Consider the following 25,089-nt stretch of genomic DNA (forward strand, 5'->3'; position numbering starts at 1 on the left):
TCCGGCCAACAACGAGACCGTTGCGATCGAAAGCGGTTTTTTAAGCGGTGATCGTTTCACGTTCAGTTACCTCATTTCGGATCATAATATAAGGCCGTTGCCGCTATTTTAAATTTTCGATTTCCAAACCTTCGATCGTGACCATACGGTTGCTGGACTTCGGATTCGCATCGCCTGCGTGCATGATCCTGATCGTGTGCTGTCCGTCCGATAGATCGCCGGAGGTGAAGACAGGCACCTGATCCTGCGGCTTCTCGCTGTACAGATCGATCGGCGCTGGCGTTACGGAACGGCCGTCGATCATCACGTTCACTTTACCGCGGTTGTTGCCCCGCGAAGACCACAGCGTCACTTTCGTGCCATGGAAAGGATATTCCGAGTAGCTGCCCGGCGTCGTCGTATAGAGCTGCGAACCGTCGGCGTATTTCGCGTCGTATTGAATGACCCATGGACCGGCTTGCGTGGAAGATTTAGCCGTCGGCGATAGGAAGCTGGATACCTTGAAGGCATCCACGTTAAACGCCCAGAATTTTTCTTCTCCATAACTGATCGTCCGAATCTCAACGGCGTGATGGCCATTCGCGAGTACTTGTCTAAATAAGGACTGCCTAAATTTCGGCTGCTTGCTATATAAATTCACAAAACCCGCTTGAATGCCATCGATGTAAACCTCTGCGTTTCCTTGATTTTCGTTTGTCGCGCCAATCCATTCAAACAAATTGCCCCTGAATCCGAATTTGACGGAACCCTGTCCGGTCAGCTGTTTGATGGAGCCGTTCGAGTAATCCGCTCCGGTTACCGTCTGCCAATCGCCCTCGTAAGTCAGGGATGGGTCGCTGTCCTCGAGCACAACGGATGAATTGCCATTATCCACGTTCAGCGTGTATTGCCCTGCGCCTGCAACGGCGAAGACATTGATATAATAAGTGCCCGATTGCGCTGCACGGTACGTGATCGATTCGGCGGATGTGCCCGGCTTCTCGGAATAGGCGACGGCGCCTTCCTTGCCGGCTACGGTCGTTGCCGAAGGATCGTACAAGACGAGATCGAAATCCGTGCCGGCATCCCCTGTAAGTGACAGCGTCACTTCTTCGCCGGCGTGCAGCTCGATGGCATATACGTGATTCGGATCTTGCTTGCTATCCAGCTTGTTCGAGATAGAGGGATCGATCAAGCTCATGCCCGGAATGTCCTTGTTCCAAAGGGCACGGTAGGCGCTAATGAACTTCCCGGTCGCCGAGAATGAATAATTGGTACGCGGCATGGTCTTGCCGCTCGTCATGATGCGCTGCTTCACGTCCAACGCGCTCATGTCCGGGTAGACGCTTTGAACGAGTCCCGCCACGCCGGCCGCATAAGCCGCGGCAAATATAGTCCCCTGTGCGTACGCATAGTCACCGCTGCTGTTTTTCAGGTTAATCGTCGTCATTTCCGGTTTACTGCTTACGATGGTGTCGATATATAATGAAACGTCCGGCAGTCTATACGTCTGACCATCGAAAATCGTGCCTGGAACGCCCCAGCCCTTGGATATCCAACCGCCTTCGCCGGCAATCTGAACACCTAGCACGTCTATCGCGAAGTTGGAATCCGCAATGGCATCCAGCGAGTTCTGCCCCGTAAGCAGCAAATGTCCATGGCCGTTTAAATAGGCGGTCAAGTTGGCTTGATCCTTTGCGTTAACGAGAACATCGCTGTCGCGGTCGCCTGCCGCACCGGTAAACCAAATCACGATGTCGTACCCCTGCAATTTACTGAGCGAAGGTCCATCAGCCGTCATGCTCTCCGTCGTGAAGGTGTCATAGGCATAGTTCGCGTTCGTAAGCAGCTGTTCATAGATTTGCTGATCCGGTGATTCACCGGGAATACCGATGCCTGAATCGCTGCCGCTAACGCCTCCGCCGCCATTATCGCGCACGCTGTCATTAACGAGCAGCACTGTCGGTATGGCATCGCCGTTTTCGTCTTTCATGCCCTCTTTCAAATAGTCCATCGAGAGATTGAACATATCCTGCCGTTGCGCCGCGTATTCAGGCTGATCGTCGGGAATCTCCTCGAATCCGATGCTGCTGAAGAACGCTTTGTACTTGCCGGGGTTATCGATTTGGGCTGCATATCCGAAGTCGATGCCTAGATTCGTAGATGCGATCAATTCCGAAGGCGCCGAGACATCGATGGATTCCTTGCCGATCGCCGCAAGGTCCGATGGATTGCCTAGTATGTTGGCACCGGAGACCGTTAATAGATTGGGGCTCGCATAGGAAGCCGGATAGACAGGATTCACGTCAATGTTCAGTATGTTATTGTTGATACGATCCCCTGACGGAGCCACGAACAACATTCGAGAAGCATTGATCGCCTCTTCGACGTATCTGCTTTTGTACGTGTAGACAAAGCTGAACATCGCGATCTTAACGCGGTTTTCTTCCGCGTAATGAATCGCTTCCACGATATCCGTATACCGGCCGCCTTTTTTCGTCATCACCTTGAGCGGCATTACTTTAACGTCAGGCGCGACGCCGGCAATGCCTTCATCGTTATTCCACTTCGCTGCGATTTGGCCGGCCGCTACCGTACCGTATGCGTCCGAATAGCTGTCGCTCGTATCGAACAAGGAATGATCCCCGTTCGCGAAGTCCCAACCGTTGAGGTCATCTATAAGTCCGTTGCCGTCGTCGTCTACTCCGTTGTCCGGAATTTCGCCCTTATTCTCCCAGATCTGCCCATCCAAGTCCGAGACATCAATCTTCGCGCCGCCGCCAATGATTGCAATCGTGATATTCCCGCTGCCCTTGGTGATGCCCCAAGCTTCCGGCAAATCCATGTCCATATCCGGCGTACCGCCGGGAACCGTGCCATCCTTCAAGGCCTGGCCGGTATTGTGCAAGCCCCACTGCTCGTTAAAGAGCGGATCGTTCGGGAACTGCGGTACCCTGCCGTCCGCCGTATCGGCCGAATCGGAAGAGATGGCTGCCGATGTCGACGCTTGTGCCGATTCATCCATGCGCCGGGAAGTCTGAGGGCCGAGCGCGTTAGGCACCATGTAATTCGGTTCTGCGTAGAGCACGTTCGGATCCTTCAGCAACTCTTCGATAACGTTAGGTACGTCGGCATCCTCCCCGAGCTGAAGCAGCTCCGCATTCGGAACCGGTAACGGACTCGAGCCTGTAATTTGCGCAGATACCGAATTGACGCGCGAGGAGGCCTCCGACTTGTACTTCACGATGACTTGGTCCGGAGCATACTCCGGCAACTCTGGCAGCAAGCCGGCATATTCGAGCTGCCCGCCGGATGTTGGCGGTTCTTGCGGCTCAGCGTTCATATCCGGATCCATGGATTCCTCTTGGTTGCGTTCGGCGGCTTGTACCTGCTTCATCTGGCTTTTCCTAAGCGGATCGTGCGTTTGATCGTGAGATTGCATGGCTAACGCCGGCGATACTAAACCGAATGCCAGCATCGCGGCGATTAGTGATGCCGTCATTTTTCTGTTTTTCTTGCTCAAGCCTCGTCACTTCCTTCGCTATAAATGTCAATCGTACCGAGAATAATCCGTGTAAATGGTCATCTCGTCGGCCGGTAACGGCGCGTTGCGCAACGTACCGCGTTCCGGTCCCCACCGCATCCTAAGGCTCGAAGATTAATGTCATGTTTACGTTATTAAACCTGACAAATTTCACCCAATTACTGAGAGGATTATATAGCTCCGATTTTCATAGCGTCAACAAGTTTCATTTTTCAAACTTTTAAGCGACATCCACTATTTATCTCACGTGTTTAGTTATATTGATTAACATAAATTCTTGAATTCGCGCCTCATAATCACGATTATCGTGATTCCAAGTGGATGTCCCCTTCGCTTTGATCGCTTCACGACCGTACTTTCGTTTTCATAAACCATGCTATGAATATAGAAGCAATCCATAAGAGCATTTCGTCCCGGTCGTCCAAAATAACCGGCGATTCCCGCCCGGTTTCCATGACAGCCTCAAACCGCCCTGTTCATCCCTGTCTAACTTCTTTCATTAAATAGATAACAAAAGCTCAGGCCATTCATAAATTTATTTATTGATTTCACGCAGTAAGATCAATTCGGGCATTGTGGAATCCGGCGGCTCACCGGTCATGGACCGCCCCTCCGCGCCAATCCTAGGCATAAAATTATTCAACCTGCATCGCGTCATCCATAAAAAATCTTTTTATTGCGATTTTCCACGTCTCCAGGGCTGCACAAAAAAAAGCCGGCATTGGCCGGCTTCCATGAACGGACGAATATTCTCCCGCTGCTTCGCTCTATAAGTCTCGTGATACAGCTTCATGATACAGCACACTTCTCGCGTCAACCTATTCGCAGGGCTTGCAACCTATAAAATCGCCTATCGTCCATCCGGACCGTAAGCGATCAAGGTCAGACCGCCGTCGACCCCGAGCACCTGCCCCGTAATGAAGCCGGCTGCCTCCGCGGCCAGGAACAACGCGACATGGGCGACGTCTTCCGGCTGCGTCAACCGCCCGAGCGGCGTGCGGCCGATCACGTTCGCTTTAAAAGTATCGAACGTATCCTTGGCGTAAAAGCGCACGGAATCCGTCTCCACCACGCCGGGCGAAATCACGTTGGCCGTAATGCCCTTCGGACCCAGCTCCGCCGCCAGGTACCTCGTCAGCGACTCCAAGGCCGACTTCGCTGAACCGATGGTGGAATAATTGGGCAGCGCGAACTGGCTTCCGAGACTGGATACCGTCAAGATGCGGCCCGCTCTTCCTTCCATCAGCGGTACCGCGCGCTGCACGGCGTGCAGCACGCTCTTGACGACGACTTGATACGTGCGGTCGATATGGTAATCCTTCGTTTCCATGACGGGCTTGAACGCCGTGGCGGCAGCGTTCGCCATCAAGACGTCCAGCGCTCCCCACGTATCCGTAATCTCGTCGAACATCGCGTCGATCTCGGCCGGCGATTCCAGCTCGGCTTTACAGACAAGCGCTTCCACGCCAAGCGCACGCACTTCATTCGCCGTCGCTTGGGCGGCATCCGCATCCCGGCGGTAATGGATCGCCACGTCCGCCCCTTCCTTCGCGAACGCGAGCGCCGTCGCTCGGCCGATGCCTCGCGAGCTGCCGGTGATCAGTACTTTTTTTCCGATAAACGAAGCTGACAATGTCCCCACGTCCCTCTCTGATAACATCGAATTCTACAGCTTGACGGCAGCCTCGTAAGCCTGCCGAATCGCCCTTGCTGCATTCAGTTCCGCCGGATCCGCCGCTCCGCCGACCGCGTCGAGCGCCTCGTGCGCGAAGGACGAATCGTCCGGCGCCAAGTTGGAGCGCTGGCCCATGCAGAGCACGACCTGATCGGCTTCCACGAACAGCTGCTCTTCGCCGTTATCCACCCATATGCCCTCCGCCGTGATGGCCGTGCAGCGATAACCCTTCAATACCCGCACGCCGCGGCGCTTCAATTCTCCCAGCAGCACCCAGCGAGAGGTGGGACCGACGCCTTTCGCCGCTTTCTCCGAACGAGACACAAGCGTGATCTCGGGTGCGGCCGGAGCCGGAGCCTCGAAGCCCCGTTCTGCGAAAAAAGCCGCCTCTTCCGGCTGCAAGCTCGCCCGCTCCGCCAAGTAATGCGCGACGTCGCTGCCGATCCCTCCGCCGCCGACAACGGCGATTTTCTTGCCGAACGGCCGCGTTCCCGCGAGCAGCTCGGCATACGTGCACACATGCGGAAGATCGGCGCCCTCGAGCGTGTCCGGCACGAACGGACGGACGCCTGACGCCAAGATGACATGATCGAACGCTTCCAGCATCCGCGGCGTAGGCGCGGTTCCCATCCGAATGTCTACGCCGAGCCGCTGAAGCATCACGCGGAAGTAACGAATCGTTTCGCGAAATTGACCTTTGCCGGGAATGCGGGATGCGAGCAGAAACTGCCCCCCGAGCCGGTCGGTCTCCTCGAACAAGGTTACGCGATGTCCGCGCTCCGCGCTCGTCAACGCCGCCTGCAGTCCCGCGACGCCGCCGCCGACAACGGCGATTCGTCTTATCTCGGCAGGAGGCGGAACTATCTCCGCTTCATGGCCCGTCCGCGGATTTACAAGGCAGCCGACCGGCTTGGGAGGATGTCCGAGGGTATGATCCAAGCAAAGCTGATTGCAGGAAATGCATGCGTTCAAGCCTTCCAGATCGCCTTCGGCGATCTTGCGCGCGAAAGCGGGATCCGCCAGCCAAGGGCGCGCCGGGGCGACGAAATCCAGGTCGCCGCGGAGAAGAAGCCGCTCCGCGACCTCGGGCGTATGGATCCGGTTCGCGCCGATGACCGGAATCGAGACGACGCCGCGAATGCTCGCGGCGACCGATGCGAAAGCGCCCGGCGGCACGATCGCCCCAACCGTCGGAATCGCGGATTCATGCCAGCCGATTCCGACATTGAGCGCATCGACGCCGCAGCGCTCCAGACGCCGAGCGAACTCCAGCGTCTCCTCGCGCGTCGTGCTTCCTTCCATGTAATCGTCCCCGGAGATGCGGTAGACGACCGGAAACTCGTCGCCGATCCGCCCGCGGATGTCTCCGATAATGTCAAGGCACAGCTTCATGCGCCCTTCGCTGTCTTGACCGTATTCGTCGCTTCGTCGATTGGTCAGCGGCGAGACGAACTCATTCAGCAGATAGCCTTCGGAGCCCATGATCTCGATCGCGGCGAAACCGGCGTCGACGGCAAACGCCGCACCGTCCCTGAACGCGTCCCTCAAGCGCTTGATATCCGATCCGGTCATCTCCGCCGGCACTTCCTTGGTCAGGCGGGAAGCGATCGGGCTTGGCGCCCATGGCATAAGGCCCGTCTCCTTGCTGCTGGCATATCGCCCGCGATGGGACAGCTGAAGCGCCAAGCGGCCGCCGGATTGCCGAACCGCCGCCGCAAGCTCTTCCAGCTGCTTGCGATGGTCCGGCTCCGTCAAGCAAAACATGCCGCTTCCCCCGCCCTCGGGAAGAACCGCGACATTGCCGGTCATCATGAGCGCGGCCCCGCCGCTGGCCCGTTCCCGATAGAAGGAGATCAGCTGCGGCAGCGCTTCCCGCCGGCCTTCTATGCCCAGATGCATGGCGCCCATCAGGATGCGGTGCTTCAGCTGAAGCGTGCCGATGCGTCCCGGCTCCAGCAGTAACGAGCGTGTCATGATCCCATTCGCCTTTCAGCCAGCACATGCTTGGCGATGACCGCTTTCTGAATTTCCGCCGTGCCTTCCTCGAACTTCTGGGCGCGCGCGTCGCGGTAGATCCGTTCGATCTCGTAGCCTTTGAAGTAGCCGATGCCGCCCCAAATCTGCTGCGCCTTATCCGTCACGCGCTGCAGCATTTCGAGCGCGTAGAGCTTCGACATCGACGCCGGCGGAGGGGTCAGCGTTCCCTCGTCCTTCAGCCTTCCCGCGTACAGGACCAGCTGACGAGCCGCTTCGATGTCCGTCGCCATCTCGGCGATCCACGTCTGCACGACTTGGCGCTGGCTGAGCGCTTTGCCGAACGTGACGCGCTCGCGGCTCCGTTCGACGGCGATGTCGAACGCGCGCTGCGCCAGGCCGACGCAGGTCATGCCGACGCAGATCCGGCTTGGATCCAGAAACCCGTTCAGCGCGCCGGCCAGTCCTTCCCCGACATGGCCGAGCAGATGATCCGCGGGAACGCGCGCGTCCTGCAAGACGATATGGGCATGCCCCGTTCCCGTCAGCCCCAAGGTCGAAGACATCTCGCGAATCTCCACGCCCTCGGCCGTGCGGGGAACGAGCAGCGCCATCGTGCCTTCGTAACCCTTCGTCCCTTCCATTCGGGCGTAAAGCAGCAAATAATCGGCCGTATCCCCGAACGTAATGAGCCACTTTTCCCCGTTCAGCACATAGGTATCGCCTTCCTTGCGGGCAGACGTTTCGATGTCGGCGCCCGAGCCCGCATTCGGCTCCGTGAGGGCGAAGGCGGCGGTGATCTCTCCCCGCACGAGCGGCTTCACGAATCGTTCCCGCTGCGCCTCGCTTGCAAGGAAATCGACGGGCCGCCAGATGCCGTTGACGACGTGGACGATCATGCGGATCGAGCCGTGCGACTCCGAGAACATTTCGAGCAGCTGCAAGTACTGCGTGAAGCTAAGGCCCCAGCCCCCATAGGCTTCCGGCGCCGCCAAACGGAGATAGCCCCGCTCGCGAAGCTCCTGCCAGACGTCCGGGCCGCACTGCCCGGTCTCTTCGATGCGCTGCGTCAGCTCCCTTAGGCGCCCGTCCACGTAAGCTCGGATCTCCGCTTTTAATGATTGAAATTGGCTATCGTTCATCTCTTATCGTCTCCCTCCAGGATAGGACCGTTATTCCGCCCGCAGCTTGTCCGAAATCAATTGCCGCAGCACGTACTTTTGGATTTTGCCCGTGGACGTGCGCGGCAGTTCCGGCAAGATCTCCACTCTTTCCGGCCAATAGGACTTGGTGACGCCCTGGGCCTGCATATAGGCGGTCACGTCCGTCAGCGTCAATTCGCGCTGCGGATTGGACAGCGACACATAGGCGCAGATCCGTTCGTTCAAGCGGTCATCGGGCATGCCCACGATCGCCGCATCGCCGATTCCCTCCATCCGGTACAGGAGATTCTCGATCTCGGAGACCGGAATCTTCAATCCGCCCCGGTTGACGATGTCCTTCACGCGGCCGGTCAAATTCAAATTGCCCTGTTCGTCGATGACGGCCAAGTCGCCGGTGTTGAAGAAGCCTTCCGCGTCGACGGCCGCTTCGTACCACTCCGGATGATCCAAGTACGAGGTAAACATCGCCGTCGTCTTGACTTTGAACAAGCCCTCTTTCCCCGGCGGAAGCGCTCGGCCTTGCTCGTCGACGACCTTCATCTGCCTGCCCGGGATGACCTGCCCGTCCGTACGCCAGGAGCTGTCCTCGTATTGCTTGACCGAGCCGATGCTGATCATGCAGGTCTCGGTCGACCCCCAGCCCCCGACGACCTTGCAGTCCAGCCGCCGCCGCGCCTCCTCCGCCAGTTTACGCGGAACGGGAGCGCCGGTCGCGACGAAGATCTTCAATCCCTGCGGCGGCCGCGCGTCATGGGCGATATCCGCCAGGAACGGCATTGCGGCCTGCACGAAGGTCGCGCCGTGCCGCTCGATCGCGACACGGGCGGTCTCGACATCCCACGCGGACTGGCATACCTGCTTGGCGCCCAGGTACATCGCAAGCATCATGCCATACAGCAATCCGGTCTGATGCCCCATCGGCGACGGAACCCAGATCGTATCCTTCGCGGTCAGACCGAGCGCCTCGACATGCGCGGCCAAAGCATCGCTAAGGGTTCGATGCGTATGGATCACGCCCTTCGGCTCGCCCGTCGTTCCCGACGTGAACAGCAATTGAGCAGGCGCGTTCGGATCCGGACGACGACGCGCGATCCACTCCCTGTCGGGCTCCCGGCTTGCCAGCCCGCCCAGGCAGTTCTTTAGATCCTTGGGATCGTTGGGAGCCACCGTGATGACATGGCGCAAATTCGGCATGTCGGGAAGAATCTTTTGAATAAGGGGGCCGTATTGGAAATTCCGGTACGCATCCGGAATGACGAGCACCTTGCTCTTCGCGCGCCCGACGACAAACGGAATTTCCCGTTCTCTCATCGCCGGCAGCATGGGGCATGCAACCGCTCCGATTTTCCACACCGCTAGCGTTAAGACGATAAATTCCCAGCGGTTCGGCATGAGATACGCGACATTCTCGCCTTCCTGCACGCCGAGATCCAGCAGCCCTTGCGCGGCACGATCCGAGAGCTCATTCAACTCTCCGTACGTTATGCGAATCGGAGACGAGGCGACGGATAGGTCCACGACCGCGCTGCTCTCGGGGTTCGCCAAGGCAAGCCGGTTAAGGAACAGAAGATCATGTCTCGATGCCTGGCTCGTTATCATCCGTGCAACGCCTCCTCCGCGATCCGTCTCTCGTCCGAGCCGTGCCGCAATCCGGTGTCGATGCCAAGAAGCGCTAAATGTTCGAAAAACTCGGGATACGATATCCGATAGGCATTCGGAAACGTCAGCTCGCTCGGATTGCCCGACGCCCGCAGCGAGGCGAGCGTAAACGCCATCTGCACGCGATGGTCGTTATACGTCGAGATCGAAGCGCCGCCCGTCAGTTGGCCGACGCCATCGATGATGAGATCGTCTCCGACTTCCTTGATGCGCGCCCCCATTTTGTTCAACTGCAGCATCGCTTTCACGCGATTGGATTCTTTCATTCGGCCCGGCCCGATATTTTGCAGCACGGTGGTCGTGCCGTCCGCCAGGGCCGCGACTACGGACAGCACCGGAATGAGATCGGGGATATGCCGCATGTCGATCGTTATCTGCCGCGGAGCTTTGCCGCCTGTACGGCGCGCGCGCAAGCCGCCCGCTTGCCCGTCGATTGCGAGGTCGACGCCGTATTGTCGGATAATATCGATGATTTGTCCTTCCGGATGGGTGCCTGCATGCTGAAGGCCTTGCAGCACGATGTCGGAAGGAAACAACGCCGCCAAGGCGAGCAGGAACGCGGCCGACGACAGGTCGGGCTCGATGTCGATCCTGCCGGGCTTGTATCGCTGCTTGGCCGCTACCTTCCACGTCGCGCCGCCTGCCAATGCTTCGACTCGGATGCCGAACTCGCGGAGCATCCCGATCGTCAGGTTGACATAAGTCAGCTCGTTATGCGGCGGGAGCGCTTCGACGATCGTATCTTGTTCCGCGAACGGCGCGAGAATGAGCAGCCCCGATATCCACTGGCTGAGCGTCCCTTGAATGCGGACGTGACCGCCGGTAACCTTGCCGGGCTGGATCGTAACCGGCATTTTGTAATCTTCGGCCAGCCACCGAACGCCCATGGTGCCAAGCGCCTCGAGCAGCGGTTTGATCGGCCTTTCCCGAAGTGCTTTATGACCGTTGTAGACTGCAGCTTGTCCCGTGGATAAACTTCCCAGTCCAAGCATGAATTGCAGCGTCGAGCCCGAGCTTCCCACGCGAATATGCCCGTTCGCCGGACGATACGCGCCGCCCTTCACCCGGTAGCCGTCGTCCGTCTCCCGAATGGCGATTCCAAAATCCTTAAGCGAATGAAGCGTGTCCAGAATATGAAGAGCGCCCGATTTTCCGACAATCGTCGTCTCGCCTTCGGCAAGAGAGCCGAAGATCAAAGCCCGATGCAGATGGTACTTGGACGGAGGAACGGGAATGCTTCCTTTGACCTCGCCGCCATGCGGAAAAATCTTCAATTTCTTCATCGTGCCGACACCTTCTTCGTTGTGATTTCAAAGTCTTCTTTCGTGCCAAAGCGAATCGTGATTTGCGATGCTGACTCCATCTCCAGCTCTCCTTCTACCAGAGCTTGTCTGAATATTCTTTCATTTCAGGGCGTCGTTTCCAGTTACCTGACCGTTCGTCCCTGGTTAAAGCTCTGGTTTGTTTTTTCAGTACCAACTATATTCCCATCGTCTTGGGTGCGTCTAATTAATATATCTCATAGCCGCAATAGACCACGTCTATAAAAAGCAAGCGAGATTTTAAAGCGGCGACGGGCTGCCGAAACGATGAAAACATGATGAAAACGCCGCTTTCGCTTAGAAAAAGCAGGGTTCGGTTCAGGCGGCAAGCCGGTTTCCAGGCGAATATCCTGCACGGGCGGGCGGCAGGCATCAAACTCTTTTAATGATCATTTCGATGTCCCTCCATTATGAAATAATTGTGAACAACGATTTTACTATGCATCCTATGGTAACATAATGTCAACTATAGATATACTAAGTTTCTTAATAGTGAACAAACAAATTTGGGCCCGGTCTCCTCGGCCTGATCGGCTCGGCCGCCATTGCCGTCGTTCTGATGCAATGGTTCTTCTCGAACGATTCTTCTTCGTTTGCGCTTATGGCGATTGAATTGACGCTCTTAGCGAGCGGTCTTGGAATCACGGCGTGCGCGGGTCTTACGGCCGCCGCATTGGGAGGTCCGCTGCCCGACTTGGTCAACCGTATGACCGCTGCCCAATTCATTCGCTTTTTAGCAAATGTTATAGTAATATTATTGGCTGGATGGTATGTGAACGTCGATCATTCGCGCAACCTGAAAGCCATGGTCCGGTCCGGCATGGCAGGCGATGATCCGAAAGCGCAATCCCTGTCCCTCTTCATGACTTATCATGATCTCTTCTTCATCGCTTGTCTGGCTGCGGCAGTGCTAGCCTGCTTGTCCATCGGACTTCATTTCACCGGCAAAGGCCATAAACTCGCTCATAAGCCTCATCGCGAACCGGCGCACTAGCACTTGGAAAGGTGGATTATATGGCAACGGAATCAAAGGGCCATGGCATCCAGTCTGTAGAATTGGGATTGGGTATTTTAATGATGATTTCCGAGGAACGAAAGCCGCTGACCGCAACGGAAATATCCGTTTTGTGCGGCATTTCCAAAAGCAAGCTTCATAAATATTTGACGAGCTTCACGAAAATCGGATTTCTTCAAAAAAGCCAGGATCTCAAGTATTCGTTAGGCACGGAGTTGATTCACCTCGGGCTTAAAGCATCCGAACAGCTTGATATCCGAGATATCTGCATCCCTTATATCACGAAGCTTCGAGAGGCGCTGAACGAGACCGTCGCGCTGGCGATTTGGGGGGAAAGCGGTCCCTTCTTTCTCCGATGGGAGCAAAGCGACCGCGCCATCAATTTAGGCATCAAGGTCGGATCGCGGGTGAGCGTGACCGAAAGCGCGCCGGGACGATTATTCAGCGCATATTTGCCGAAAGCCAAAACGCAATCCCTGATCTCAAGCGAGCTAAAGTCGGATCAACTGCAGGAGACGCTCGTCAAGGAGCTAGAGACGATTAAACGCAAGGGATTCGCGATCACGTCCGGAACCCTGGTGCACGGAATCACGGCAGTGAGCTGTCCGGTATTCGATCCGAACGGGTCGATCCTCGCCGCATTGACGGTGGTGTCGATGAAAGATGCCCTCGATACGGACGAACATTCCGATTTCATCACGACATTAAAGCAGACCGCATTAGCATTGTCGCAAGAATTGGGATTTAAACCTTAACTCCTCCATTCATAAGCAAGAGGCTGCGGATGTTCCCACCGGAACGATCCCAGCCTCTTTTTGGTGCTTGCATCCGTAGGCTGCCATCACTACATGGCGATAGTCGCGCCCTTTCGCGCTCATCCAGAATATCTAAATTTTTGCATACTTATGCAAGTCGCGTGATCACAACATGCGCGGAGACAGGCCTTGTTCCTCCTGCAAACGGAGTAATCGTTAATGCAGTTGAATTGCCGGCTGGATTTCGTATGGTGAGAATGGAATTGAGGACGGTTGTTTGTACGAGAGCCATTCCTACGATTTGCGAAGTACCCGTTGCCCGCCCTACTACCGTATAGGCTAAATCCACCCCATTTATCGTCAATATCAGTTGACCCGCTTCGTCGATACTCACTTGAAACACGACCATGTAAGTCCCGATCGCAGACAGGTTAAACGTACTGGGGCCGGTACGGACGATCGCGCCTCCACTAGTAGGTCCGTCTTGCGGAAAACTGACGTCAGTACCCGGGGCTACCGTCGCCGCATTATCTGGCGGCATCAAGGCAAAAAAATCCGCAAAACCTAATACGCTACCGGTTGCGCCTGTGGCTCCGGTTGCTCCGGTGGCGCCTGTGGCTCCTGTGGCTCCTGTTTCACCTGTTGAGCCTGTGGCTCCTGTGGCTCCTGTGGCTCCAGTTTCACCGGTAGCACCTGTGGCTCCCGTAGCTCCTGTAGCTCCTGTTTCACCGGTAGCACCTGTAGCTCCAGTTTCACCGGTAGCACCTGTGGCTCCCGTTGTTCCGGTTGCTCCGGTAACGCCTGTGGCTCCCGTGGCTCCGGTTGCTCCGGTGGCGCCTGTGACTCCAGCTTCACCGGTAGCACCTGTGGCTCCCGTGGCTCCTGTGGCTCCAGTTTCACCGGTAGCACCTGTGGCTCCCGTGGCTCCTGTGGCTCCAGTTTCACCGGTAGCACCTGTGGCTCCCGTTGCCCCTGTGGCTCCGGTGCCTGTGGCTCCCGTCGCTCCCGTAGCTCCAGTTTCACCGGTAGCACCTGTGGCTCCCGTTGTTCCGGTTGCTCCGGTGCCTGTGGCTCCTGTTGCGCCAGTTTCACCTGTTGCGCCTGTGGCTCCCGTGGCTCCGGTTACACCTGTAGCTCCCGTTGCCCCTGTGGCTCCGGTTGCGCCTGTGGCTCCCGCTACTCCTGCAGATCCCATTGCACCTGTTTCTCCTGTTATACCAGTTGCACCGGTTGTACCCGTGACTCCCGTAGCTCCCGTTGCCCCGGTTTCTCCGGTTTCACCTGTGGCTCCTATTGCTCCGGTTTCACCTGTGGCACCCGTGACTCCCGTTGTGCCCACTGCTCCGGTTTCACCAATCGCACCTGTGACTCCTGTGACTCCCGTGATTCCCGCTACGCCCATTGCTCCAGTGATACCAGTGACTCCAGTAAATCCGGTCACTCCGGTTGCACCTGTAACTCCGATCTCTCCCGTTGCGCCGGTCATCCCGGTGATTCCGGTTGCTCCAATGGTTCCTGTTGTTCCTGTTGTTCCAGTTGGACCCGTTACGCCCTGAGGTCCCGTTGGACACGGATGACACACGCCTTGCGGGCCCAACGGTCCTTGCGGACCTCTTGGACCTCTTGGGCCTCTCGGCCCCTGTTGGCCGGGCGGCCCCGGGGAACCCCGCAATCTTCCCATAGGTGCATGCCCTCCTTTATTAAGGCTAAACACAATGATTTTAAGGATCGGTTTGATTTTATCGTCCAGACATTTCTCATTTTTTTAAGTTTATTCCGCTACGTTGACGTGAATGCAAAAAATGCGTATCGATGGCATCTCGATACGCATTTTTCAGCCTCTTCCATTCCCTTCGTTCCGCCGCTTAGCCTTTCGGAATTTCAACCCCGTTCAGGATGAGCTTGAAACGAATCTCGGCGCTCAAGGAATCCGACACCGCGCAATACTTTTCTTTCCCCATTTCAATCGCCTTCCACACCCGATAATCCGGGATGTCGCCTTCCACGCGAAAGATCAGCTCGATGGCGGTGAAGCCCGACGGCGTTGTTTCCTTCCGAGTGCCGTCGGCTTCGATTTCGATGCTTCGGATCGAGCCGAGGAATTGATCCAATATCATCGTGACGTCGATGCCGATGCAGCCAGCCAAGCCAGCCAGAACCAGCTCCATCGGAGTAGCGCCTTTGCCGTCGCCGCCGTAAGCCGGCGTCGCATCCATTTCGACCGGATAACCGGACGCGCCGACGGACGTAAACAATCGTTTGCCGTTCCACGTAGTCGTAACCTTCATGTGCGTTCAACCCACTTTCTTTTGGTAGATAATTAAGAATCCTGCATGTCGGAACGATCAGCGTTCATTCAACTGATTCAAAAATTTCCGGGCTCTCTCCGATTGCGGATGTTGGAAAAACGCCTCCGGAGCCTGCTCCTCGACGATAATGCCGCCGTCCATGAAGAGGACCCGGTTCGCAACCTGACGGGCAAACTTCATCTCGTGCGTCACGACCGCCATCGTCATCCCTTCCCCTGCCAACTCGCGCATGACGGCCAGCACTTCGCCGACCAGCTCCGGATCAAGCGCCGAGGTCGGCTCGTCGAATAACATCACGGAAGGCTCCGTCGCCAGCGCGCGCGCGATGGCGACGCGCTGCTGCTGGCCGCCGGACAACCGGGACGGATACTGATCCCGCTTATCCGCCAAGCCTACTCGTTCCAGCAGCCGCATGCCGATGCTTTCCGCTTCGGTTCGCGGCAGCTTCTTGACGATAAGCAAGGATTCGATGACGTTGCCAAGCACGGTTTTGTGCGGATACAGATTGAACTGCTGAAACACCATGCCGGTGTCTCGACGAATGTCCCGAAAGCTTGCCCGCTTCTTGCTTGCCGGCATATCCGCATCCACGCGGATGCCGTTCACTTCGAGAGATCCGCCGCTCGGATCCTCCAACCCGTTCAGACAACGAAGCAGCGTGCTTTTGCCTGAGCCGCTCGGTCCAAGCAATACGACGATCTCCTGGGCAGCGATCCGCAGGTCGATGCCTTTCAATACGTGCAAGTCATGAAAGGATTTAGATAATCCCGACGTTTGTATCATGGTACGGTTTACACCTCGATCTTAGTAAGCCCTGGACAACCGCTTCTCGATCGTCCCGAGTATCCATGAAAAGACGGTGCTCATGACCCAATACATGGCCCCGATCCCCAAATAAAAGGGCATATTGACAAAATACTGGGCAATCAACAGCTGAGCGGAGCGCACCAATTCCGTGACCGTAATCACGGAGACCAGCGCGGTTTCTTTCAGCATGCCGATAAAAGTGTTCCCGATCGGCGCGATCGCCACGCGCGCGGCTTGCGGGAAGATGATTCGCCGCAGCGTCTGCCAGCTCGACATGCCGGATGCATAGGCCGCCTCGGTCTGCCCCTTCGGGATGGCAAGTATCGCGCCCCGGAATGTCTCGGACAGGTAAGCGCCGACATTCACGCTGAGCGCCGCGCAAGCCGCGGTCAGCGGTCCAAGGGTGATTCCGTAGTCCACCAGCCCGTAATACACCACTAATATTTGCACCAACGCAGGCGTTCCCCGGATAACGGAAACATAACCGCGCGCCAACCAGCGGATCGGGCGATTCCCCTTCAGTCGGGCTACCGCGACCACGATGCCGATCATAAGCCCGAAGCACATCGAGATGACCGTGATCAGCAAGGTATAGTAGGCGCCTTTCAACAAGAAGAAGAGGTTGTCCCCTACCAGATTCATATGATTGAAGTTCCCCTTTGTTTTCGCTTGTCTCGTCGCGCGGCTGCCATGGCGTCGCCACCGCGGCGCCTGCCCGCTCCCCCGGTTACTTCGCCGGCGGCTCCTCGCCGAACCATTTCTTGAAAATGGCGTTGTACGTGCCGTCAGCCTGCATGTCCGCGAGCGCCTTATCCAGCGCGGCCAAAAATTCCGGGTTGTTCTTGCGAACGGCAATGCCGGCTTGGTCGGACTTGATCGCCGTCCCGACGGCTTTGATTTTGAAGCCGTTCTTGTCCACGATCGGCTTAAGCGCGTATAGATTGTTGATCGTGGCATCGATGCGGCCGGCGTTCAGATCCTGCAAGGACGTGATCACGTCATCGTAGGTTTTGATCGTGAATTTGCCCACCTTCGGAAGCACTTCGTTGCGCAGGTACGTCTCGTCGTTCGTGCCGAGGCCGACCCCGATATTTTTGCCTTTGAAATCCTCCAGCTTCGTAATGTCGTCGTTCGCTTGGCGAACGATGATTTTGACTTCATTGGTGATGTAGGGCTGCGTAAAGTCAATCTGCTTCTTGCGTTCGTCCGTGATCGTGACTTGGCTGATGATCGCGTCGATCTTGCTTGCCTGCAGGCTCGGGATCAAGCCGGAAAATTCTTGCGCGGCGAACTCCGCTTTAACGCCCAGGCGCTTCGCGACGTCTTTGGCGATGTCGGCGTCGAAACCGTCGATTTCCTTCTTGTCGTTCAAGAAATTATAAGGCGCGTAGGTCCCCATCAGACCGACCTTCATCACGCCCGAAGCTTTGATCTGGTCCAGCAAATTCTTGGTCTCGCCGGCCGGCGCCGTGCTGCCGGATTGGTTGTTCGGCGAAGCATTCGACGGCTCCTGCGAATCGTTGGATTTGGAGCCGCACCCCGCCAATGCCAGTACGAGAAGCAAGACGGCGGACAGAACAAGAAACGGTGTTTTTTTGGATTGATGCAGCATTTGAATTCTCTCCTCTATATTTTTGTATAAATTGCCCAAAGTTACGTTCAACCATCCCTAGGCAGCGTTTTTTTAGCCAGCTCCCCCGGAAACGCTCCCGAACTGCTTAGCCTTAGCGACAATAAAAAACCTTCGATGAGTGGCATCGAAGGTTTCGTTGTTGTTTAGCCATTTCTAGCTTATTATTTTACGTTCAAGTCCACGTAGAACGGTGCATCGGTCACGCCTAGCTCGCGAGCATAGACGAAAAGCTGCCCTTTGTGATGTGCCTCGTGCGCGATCAGGCGATGGTACATTTCTTCGATCGGCTCCGTGACGTCGACACCGTTAATGTTGATCGTGGCAATTTGTTGAAGATCGGAATCGGCGTAGGACGCCAGTTTTTGCTCCGTGACTTCGGTGAGACGTTTGACAAGCTCGCGCGCTTCCGGCAGCGTCGAAGGAACCGGCGGGATGTTCATGTCGCGCTTCTCGATTTGGGCGAAAAAGAACTCGGGCGTCCAGGCGAGATGATGCACCAGGTCCAGCGTGGTCCAACCGCCTTCCCACGGACGCCAATGGCCGCTCGAATCAGGCAGTTTAGCCACGAGTGCTATCAGGCTGTTGTGGTGCATTTTCCAGCCTTTCATAATTTTTTGGGCTGCCGACAGTTGTATGTTCATATGAATGCCTCCTAAAGTTTTCAAATAAATACAGGTGCCAAGAATAGGGTACTGATCGTCCTCTGCGATAGCTGGACTAAACGATGTTTCGGAACTCAGTCAGATTGCTGAATCCGCTGCTTACGCTTCAAGATGAAGTCCAAGACTAACGGAAAGTGCGCGCAAAATCAGCGTAACCGATTCTTCACGAGAGGCTTGCTCATTTGGCGCGAATGTATGATCGTTCCTGCCTTTCACGACGCCGGCCTCGGCAACAGCCTCGATATTCTTAACCGCCCAATGGTTGTCCACATCTTTGAAAGAGCTCGTCCGGGCCGCTTGGCCAAAATCAATGACTTTCGCGAGAATCGTAACGATCTCAGCCCGCGTAATCGGTTGGTTTGGCCTAAACGTGCCATCTCCGTAGCCGTCAATGAAATCATAGGATTTCAAAGCCTGGATCGATTTCAACGCCCAATGCTTCTCCGCATCGGCAAACGTCGCCGTATCTGCGGCTGCTTGAAGTCCTAGCGCATTAGCAAGCATCGATGCGAACTCCGCGCGGGTGATGGATGCCTTCGGATGGAAGGAGCCGTCCGCGTACCCTTTCACGAAACCGATCTTGGTCGCCAGCTTGATTGCATCGGAACTCCATGAGGAAGGAGATACGTCGCCGTAGCTTACCTCGGCGGGCTCTGCCAGTGCCTGCTCCAGCTTCACCTTCACCGCACCAGCATCCACTGCTTTACTCACAACGGGATGAGCCGGCGATGGTTCCGGCGTTGGCGTTGGCGTTGGTTCTGGTTCCGGGGCCGGTGCAGGGCCAGGATCCGCCGGAATCGGACCGGAAGAGCCGCCAGCCGATACCTCGACATTCAACCGTTCCGTAAATCCGTTATAGAATACGGTTATTTTGGCCGTGCCGGGTCTGATCCCGGTCACTTTCCCATCATTCGTAACCGTGGCTACTTCCGGATTTTTCGATTGGAAATACGCATATTGCGTAACGTCTTCGGTCGTGGAGTCGCTAAGCGTTTGCGTCGCCGTTAATTGCTTCTCCTGGCCTACCTGCAATGCCGTCAGTTGAGGCGTAATATCGAGCGAAGTCGTTAACGGCGGCGCATCGGAATACGTAACGATAACAGGAATTCGCTCCGCTTCGCCTTGATAGATGGCATTCACGACCATTCCGCCTTTGTAATACGTTCCGTGCAGCTTGCCCTCCTCGTTGAAATCGGCAATAAGCGGGTTACCGACTTGCCATTGCAGATCTTCATTATTCATCGCGGTAACGGTGCCATCGCTATAGATGCCATTGATGACCGGGGTGCCTTCGTCTTCTTTTTTATTCAATATGAAGTAGGTTGGATCCGCGCTCAGCTTCAACAATTTCGGTTGAATCGGATTTTTCGTAACGGTAACGTCGAATTGAATCGTCTTTCCGTTGTACGCGCCCGTTACAGTCGTCGTGCCCTCTGTCGTGCCCGCTATGAATCGCACATCGTTCGGCACGTTGTAATCATACAATAAGCCCACGATGCTATCGTCGCCGACCGTCCATTGGATGAAACGGTCGAGGTCCTCTTTATGTTCGTTGGACAGCTCGTCAAGATAGACTTCCTCCAGTTGAATGAATGAGGATAGTTGAGGATTGATTTCCACCTTGTAATGGCCCTCCGCCACGAATGCCGCGTCAGCCTCGATTCGCTGCAAATCAACCACTTGCAGCTGCAACGTTGCTTGATACGTAATCCCGTAATGGACATAGGTGTACGTAGCCGTCACATCCCCGGCTGCAATGCCTTCCAATGACCCGTCCGGATTCGCCTTCGCGACATTGGGCTTATCAAAGCTCCACGCGCCGCCCAAATCTTGAACGGCTCCGCCTTCCGAATCGACGGCTACCGGTTCCAGCAAGTACGGCTGACCGTCGTACAGTCTAATCGTGTCTCCCGAAGCATAAATGCCCGATCCTTCGGATTGCGGATCGATGAATTGCGTTGCAACAAGATCAAGTTCATCCTGCTTCTCCGTTACCGATACATTGAGTTCAAGCGTCGGAAAACTGTCATAGGCGATCGAGACGGTGGTTTTCCCGCGCTTCGGAATTTCCGTATAGTCGCTGCCTGTGGAAACGCCGACGATATTCATCTCGCCATCGTCTTCCGCCACATCCGCGATCGTCGGATCGAAAGATGACCATGCGGCTGCAGTACTGACATCCGCTGTCGTGCCGTCGCTCTTGACGGCCAGCAGTTGAACAGGGAACTTCTCGCCCTTCTCGATTCTGACGTTCGTCGTGGACACCAGCAGCGCGACAGTCGTCGGATCAGCTGCTTCCGCGCTTTGATCCGGGATACGAACATTGGATGAAACGTCTCCGTCCCGCACGGCAACGCGTACGATAACGATCGCGCCATCCAGCGCCAGCTGCACGGAAGTTGAACCCGGCCCGACTGGCGTAAGCACGCCGTCGGTCACTTGGACAACGCTCGCATCCTTCGTCGTCCAAGCTCCTTTCGTCGTCACGTCGGCCGTCGTTCCGTCTTGATAGCCGGCTTGCACGGTAACCGCATGCGCGCCGCTTCCCGCTTCCAGCATGACGTCCGGTTCGCTGACCTTCAAGCTCGTGATTGACGCGGGCGCTTCAGGAAGCACGGATGCTCGCGTGCCGGCGACATTCACGGTAACGGACGTCGACTGTCCTCCATATCCAACATCGATCGTCGTCGTACCCGCACCGACTGCCCGCACGACGCCATGATCGGAAACAACAGCAACCTGCGGATCCTTCGACGTGTATGAAGACACCTGCGTCTTATCGAGTTTCGTTTGATCGTCGAGCGTGGCCTCTACTTGAAGCTGATGCTCTGCTCCGGCTTGGAGATCGAGCGCAGCGGTCGCCACGTCTAACGCAGCCGACTTTCGTTGATCGGCTTGCTTGACGATAACGGGAATATAGACCGGCCAACCGTAATAAGTGCCTCTCAGAATCGCAGAGCCTGCCGACTCCGCAACGACTTCGCCATTACCCGACAGATTCGCGACAGTCGGGTCCGAAATCGCCCAGTCGGATTCGCTTAGCTGATCCGTAATATCCTCCACCAGACCGTCGCTGTAGATCGCCTTGATCGTCGGCAATCCGACCGGCTTGCCGTCTGTAATGGTGTAGTGGTCAGGCTCGGCTACCAGATTGAGCAGCGGAGCCTTCACTGCATTCGATACCGTTACTTTGAATTCGATTTTATAATCCAAATACGTGCCTCTGATCGTAGTCGTGCCTTCCTTAGAACCCGCGTAGATTCGTCCGTAATTCGCAATCGTGGCGATGGACTTGTCTTCTACCGTCCATTCGATGTCGCTCGTGATCTCATCCACGGTATTTTCGCCTCTGAGGCCCTCGTCATAGACCCCCTGAATGCTGGTCTCTTGGTAGGAACGCGAATGCAGGATGACCGGCTCATCCAGCGGCACCGTGAACCCTTGATAATCCGTGCGCACCAGCTTGATTGGACCGCCGACAAAGACAAGCGCCGCATCGATGCCCAGCCCGTCATCGTACCCCTCTTCCCCTGGCGTTCCGACTGGAGCGGTCACTTTGTATTCGAAATAAATATAAGCTTTCCCCTTGCCTACGGGCGTAACTACGCCGTTCGCGTCCACCTTCGCAACCTTCTCGTCCGACGAATACCAGCGGCCGAATGCCGTGATATCGAACAGATCCTTATCGGTAAAGGACAGATCCGCGTACAGCTTGTACGGCGCATCCGTCACGAGGAGCTTAAGCAGGTTGCTCGTCAATCGCAGGCTCTCGGTCATGTCATTTATAATGCGATCCTTCTGCACCATGACCGAAATCGATAACGCGGGCAGATCGCCGTACTTCACCTTGATCGAAGTCGCTGCGCCCGTCTTCAGCCCTTTAATGATTCCGTTCCGAACCGTCGCCACCGTAGGATCTTCCGAAGTCCATACGGCGTCATCCGTAATATCGATCGTTTGGCCGTCCGAGTAAGTGCCTCGCAGTTTGACCGGATAGATGGTGTCCGTTTCTACGGCCAAGTTCAACGTCGTTAGGAAAAAAGCAACGAACGTAGGCTCGTCCGCCCCCGCTTCTTCCGGCGTTTCGGCTTCCGGCGCAGCCGTGACCTTAACCGCGATATTCACGACGGCGTCTTTAAGATTCAGCAGAACCTGCGCGGTCCCGACCGCGACAGCCGTAATCTTGCCGTCCGCCACCACGGCGACTGCCGGGTTGGAGGATGTCCATGCTCCTTGCGTCGTGACATCCTTGATCGAACCGTCTTTGTACTTCGCTTCGACGGTTACGTCATGCGCGCCTTCGCCTAAGGCGAGCGTTACTTTGCTCTCGCTTGGCGTAAGCGTGTCGAACTGCGCCGACTGTACATTGTGTTCCTGTTGGGTCGGATTTGGCGGTTCAATGCCTATTCCGATATCCGAGGAAGCATGAACCAAGCTGCTGAAGAGTGAACCAATTAGAGCAACGACGAGGAATGATGAGATAATGCGTCTAGCAGCTTTTCGAAATGACATGAACCTACCTCCGACAGCTTATTTATATGAATCACTCCAATACCGGAATGTACATATCAAGACGGGTAAGCCATAGAAATCTGTTTCGATTGCGGGCATAAGAGATAAATAAAGCCGATTACCGAGTTCTGTCGGAATCAGCTTTCGCGATGCTCGAGCGAATGATTGCCCTCGCTACGGCGACGAGGAAATCGAGTTGGCCGCTCATCGCCCAAGATATTTTATCGTAATCAAGTAGAGGCATAAATTAACAGAATTTTCACATGGATTTATTGTAAGGTTTTCTCTCCTATTCAACAAATTACGAAATCATAGGATGCATATAAGGTTATTTATAAACCGTCCCAGTATGCTTGGAGGCACGGCGCGCATTGCGGGAGAGCTTGTTCGCAGCGATTACATCGAAGGATTGGGCAAGATGTGGAGGGTGACGGCGAAGACGAGAACCACTCATTTTTCTGAATCGGCGGAGCCACGCGCATTGCCCAATCGACTTCTCGAGGTTTGCATATTCCTGGATACCGGGATATGATTCCCTGCCTTGCCCAATCCGAACTTGGGCATATTGTTATACACGCACTCGAAATCTCCAAGCTCAACCCTGTAGGTTTCATGGAAAATGCCTACCGCTCCGTTTGCGCTGATGGTTTTGTTATACGAATCCCAAGTCTTTAAGTGCAGTTCTCCACGCGCGTATTTCTCGAGCTGATCGTAGCTTCTCCAATACTGAACGACGGTCAAGATTCTCCCGTTTCTGGACAGCTCCGCGGATAAAAATCCGGTTTCGGGATTTTGCGTCAGCTCTATGATCATCGCGCGCATGGCTTTGGATACCGGTATCCATTTATGAACGGCCAAGTAACGGTTGATTCGCATGCCGATGATGAAAACAACAAAGGATTTATCCATTTCGACCGTATATCTGCCTTGCATCACATGCTTCATTTCGATCACTCCTTTTTGAGGGTTTAAATGTTACCGGGCATCTGGAACTTGCGATCGTCGAGTAAAATCTGCTTCAGATAGTCAATGACGGTTGCGTATGCATCGGAATCGGAAAAGGCGATATGAATCGGGATCTCGATTGTTTCCGCGAGTGGAACCATGCGCAGTCGGGGATATTGTTGCGGCAGCAGGATACCGCTTAAGGCGGGCATGATCGAATAGCCTTGACCGCTGGCGAGCATTCCCATCAACGTCGACATTTCATTCGCGAGGTGAAACCGCTCGGGAATTTGTCCGAACATGGCTTGCCATGCCAATTTTAGCTTGTCGTAAATCTTCATCGCGTAACGCTCGCATAATACGAACGGCACGTCGCTGAACAGGGCTGCATTGCTAAAATCTTTCTCTATTTCGCCGTAATGCGCAGCATCGTAAAACAATGCCAATCGGTCCATCGCCAACGGGTAAGAGCGTACGGGCGGTCCTTCCTCCTGCCAGATGAAAATGGCGACATCCATCCCTCCGTTGCCAAGCAAATCCAGCATCGGCTGCAAGGGCCTTGATATATAGTGACAATTCAATTCAGGGAAATGGCGGCGTATTTCGGGTATGACTCGCTCGATAAGAAACGGTACGAGCATTTCTTCAGTGCCGATTATCAACCGCTTTTCGCTTAGTATTTGGCTGATTTCCGATCCTGTTGTTTGCGAGATTTGATTAAAATAGGACACCGCCGTGTTAAGGTCTTGCACGCACTGAGTGGCGACGTACGCGAAGTATTGTCCTTCGTCGGTCAATCGTATGCCGCTCCAGTTGCGATCCAGAAGCGTAAATCCAAGTTCATTTTCCAATTTGCGAAGCCTTATGCTCAAGGTCGGTTGCGTGATATGTAATTTTTTGGATGCTTTACTTATGCTTCCTTCAAGCGCGACCGTTAAGAATGAATACAAATTCTCCAGATTCATCCTACGTACAATTCCCTCCTTTATCATCGATGCGGACGGACAAAACCTTACCATATCATTTTCAAATCGCCTCCGTTTCATACTTTCTCTTTGTCGATGCACGCTTGCCTCCGAACCGTGCGTTTTCGAGCGCAGCCATAAAAAATGCAAAAAAAGAAATCCATCGTTTA

17 protein-coding genes are annotated in these 25,089 nt (G+C 55.5%); 2 read left to right on the forward strand and 15 right to left on the reverse strand.

The annotated features are described in order from the left end of the window. Positions 1-103: 103 nt before the first annotated feature. From GT019_RS03880 to aroA, 6 genes are all read right to left on the reverse strand, one after another. On the reverse strand, positions 104-3,376 hold the full coding sequence (locus GT019_RS03880) for a S8 family serine peptidase (RefSeq protein ID WP_161741356.1): 3,273 nt from the start codon (positions 3,374-3,376) through the stop codon (positions 104-106). Between the two features lie 997 nt (positions 3,377-4,373). Then, entirely contained in the window at positions 4,374-5,165 is a 792-nt protein-coding gene (locus GT019_RS03885) for an SDR family oxidoreductase (RefSeq protein ID WP_328803899.1), read from the reverse strand. 24 nt (positions 5,166-5,189) lie between these two features. Then, positions 5,190-7,172, reverse strand: a complete 1,983-nt coding sequence (locus GT019_RS03890) for an FAD-dependent oxidoreductase (RefSeq protein ID WP_161741360.1) — start codon at positions 7,170-7,172, stop codon at positions 5,190-5,192. Next, positions 7,169-8,314, reverse strand: a complete 1,146-nt coding sequence (locus GT019_RS03895) for an acyl-CoA dehydrogenase family protein (RefSeq protein WP_161741362.1) — start codon at positions 8,312-8,314, stop codon at positions 7,169-7,171. Before GT019_RS03895 ends, GT019_RS03890 begins: the two co-directional genes overlap by 4 nt. A gap of 30 nt (positions 8,315-8,344) precedes the next feature. After that, positions 8,345-9,934, reverse strand: coding sequence for an AMP-binding protein (locus GT019_RS03900; protein WP_161741364.1), 1,590 nt, complete (start codon positions 9,932-9,934; stop codon positions 8,345-8,347). Then, positions 9,931-11,277, reverse strand: a complete 1,347-nt coding sequence (gene aroA, locus GT019_RS03905; protein ID WP_161741366.1) for a 3-phosphoshikimate 1-carboxyvinyltransferase — start codon at positions 11,275-11,277, stop codon at positions 9,931-9,933. The genes GT019_RS03900 and aroA overlap by 4 nt, the downstream gene beginning before the upstream one ends. Before the next feature lie 733 nt (positions 11,278-12,010). Here aroA and GT019_RS03910 point away from each other — a divergent pair. Then, positions 12,011-12,310, forward strand: coding sequence for a hypothetical protein (locus tag GT019_RS03910; protein WP_161741368.1), 300 nt, complete (start codon positions 12,011-12,013; stop codon positions 12,308-12,310). Between the two features lie 20 nt (positions 12,311-12,330). Then, on the forward strand, positions 12,331-13,086 hold the full coding sequence (locus tag GT019_RS03915) for an IclR family transcriptional regulator (RefSeq protein WP_235946846.1): 756 nt from the start codon (positions 12,331-12,333) through the stop codon (positions 13,084-13,086). Positions 13,087-13,234: 148 nt separating this feature from the next. On the opposite strand, the gene GT019_RS03920 is transcribed toward GT019_RS03915, so the two are convergent. The 9 genes from GT019_RS03920 to GT019_RS03960 all read right to left on the reverse strand — a co-directional run bounded on the left by GT019_RS03920 (position 13,235) and on the right by GT019_RS03960 (position 24,919). Next, the gene (locus tag GT019_RS03920) at positions 13,235-14,572 is read right to left on the reverse strand and encodes a collagen-like protein (protein WP_161741372.1); all 1,338 of its coding nucleotides are present in this window, start codon (positions 14,570-14,572) and stop codon (positions 13,235-13,237) included. Positions 14,573-14,951: 379 nt separating this feature from the next. Continuing rightward, positions 14,952-15,374, reverse strand: a complete 423-nt coding sequence (locus GT019_RS03925; RefSeq protein ID WP_161741374.1) for an OsmC family protein — start codon at positions 15,372-15,374, stop codon at positions 14,952-14,954. A gap of 57 nt (positions 15,375-15,431) precedes the next feature. Continuing rightward, complete coding sequence (locus GT019_RS03930) at positions 15,432-16,178, reverse strand: amino acid ABC transporter ATP-binding protein (protein ID WP_161741376.1); 747 nt, start codon at positions 16,176-16,178, stop codon at positions 15,432-15,434. A 21-nt stretch (positions 16,179-16,199) separates the two neighbouring features. Beyond that, entirely contained in the window at positions 16,200-16,844 is a 645-nt protein-coding gene (locus tag GT019_RS03935) for an amino acid ABC transporter permease (RefSeq protein WP_161741379.1), read from the reverse strand. An 85-nt stretch (positions 16,845-16,929) separates the two neighbouring features. Then, positions 16,930-17,814 (reverse strand): transporter substrate-binding domain-containing protein, encoded by an 885-nt coding sequence (locus GT019_RS03940; protein WP_161741381.1) that lies wholly within the window; start codon positions 17,812-17,814, stop codon positions 16,930-16,932. A 182-nt stretch (positions 17,815-17,996) separates the two neighbouring features. Then, positions 17,997-18,476, reverse strand: a complete 480-nt coding sequence (locus GT019_RS03945; RefSeq protein ID WP_161741383.1) for a DinB family protein — start codon at positions 18,474-18,476, stop codon at positions 17,997-17,999. A 120-nt stretch (positions 18,477-18,596) separates the two neighbouring features. Beyond that, positions 18,597-23,009, reverse strand: coding sequence for an S-layer homology domain-containing protein (locus tag GT019_RS03950; RefSeq protein ID WP_161741385.1), 4,413 nt, complete (start codon positions 23,007-23,009; stop codon positions 18,597-18,599). A 450-nt stretch (positions 23,010-23,459) separates the two neighbouring features. Continuing rightward, a complete protein-coding gene (locus GT019_RS03955; RefSeq protein WP_161741387.1) occupies positions 23,460-23,954 on the reverse strand; it encodes a DUF4188 domain-containing protein in 495 nt (164 codons plus the stop codon). A gap of 23 nt (positions 23,955-23,977) precedes the next feature. Beyond that, the gene (locus tag GT019_RS03960; RefSeq protein ID WP_161741389.1) at positions 23,978-24,919 is read right to left on the reverse strand and encodes a LysR family transcriptional regulator; all 942 of its coding nucleotides are present in this window, start codon (positions 24,917-24,919) and stop codon (positions 23,978-23,980) included. Positions 24,920-25,089 lie beyond the last annotated feature (170 nt).

The sequence above is a fragment of the Paenibacillus glycinis genome (assembly GCF_009909185.1).
GTDB classification, from domain to species: domain Bacteria; phylum Bacillota; class Bacilli; order Paenibacillales; family Paenibacillaceae; genus Paenibacillus_Z; species Paenibacillus_Z glycinis.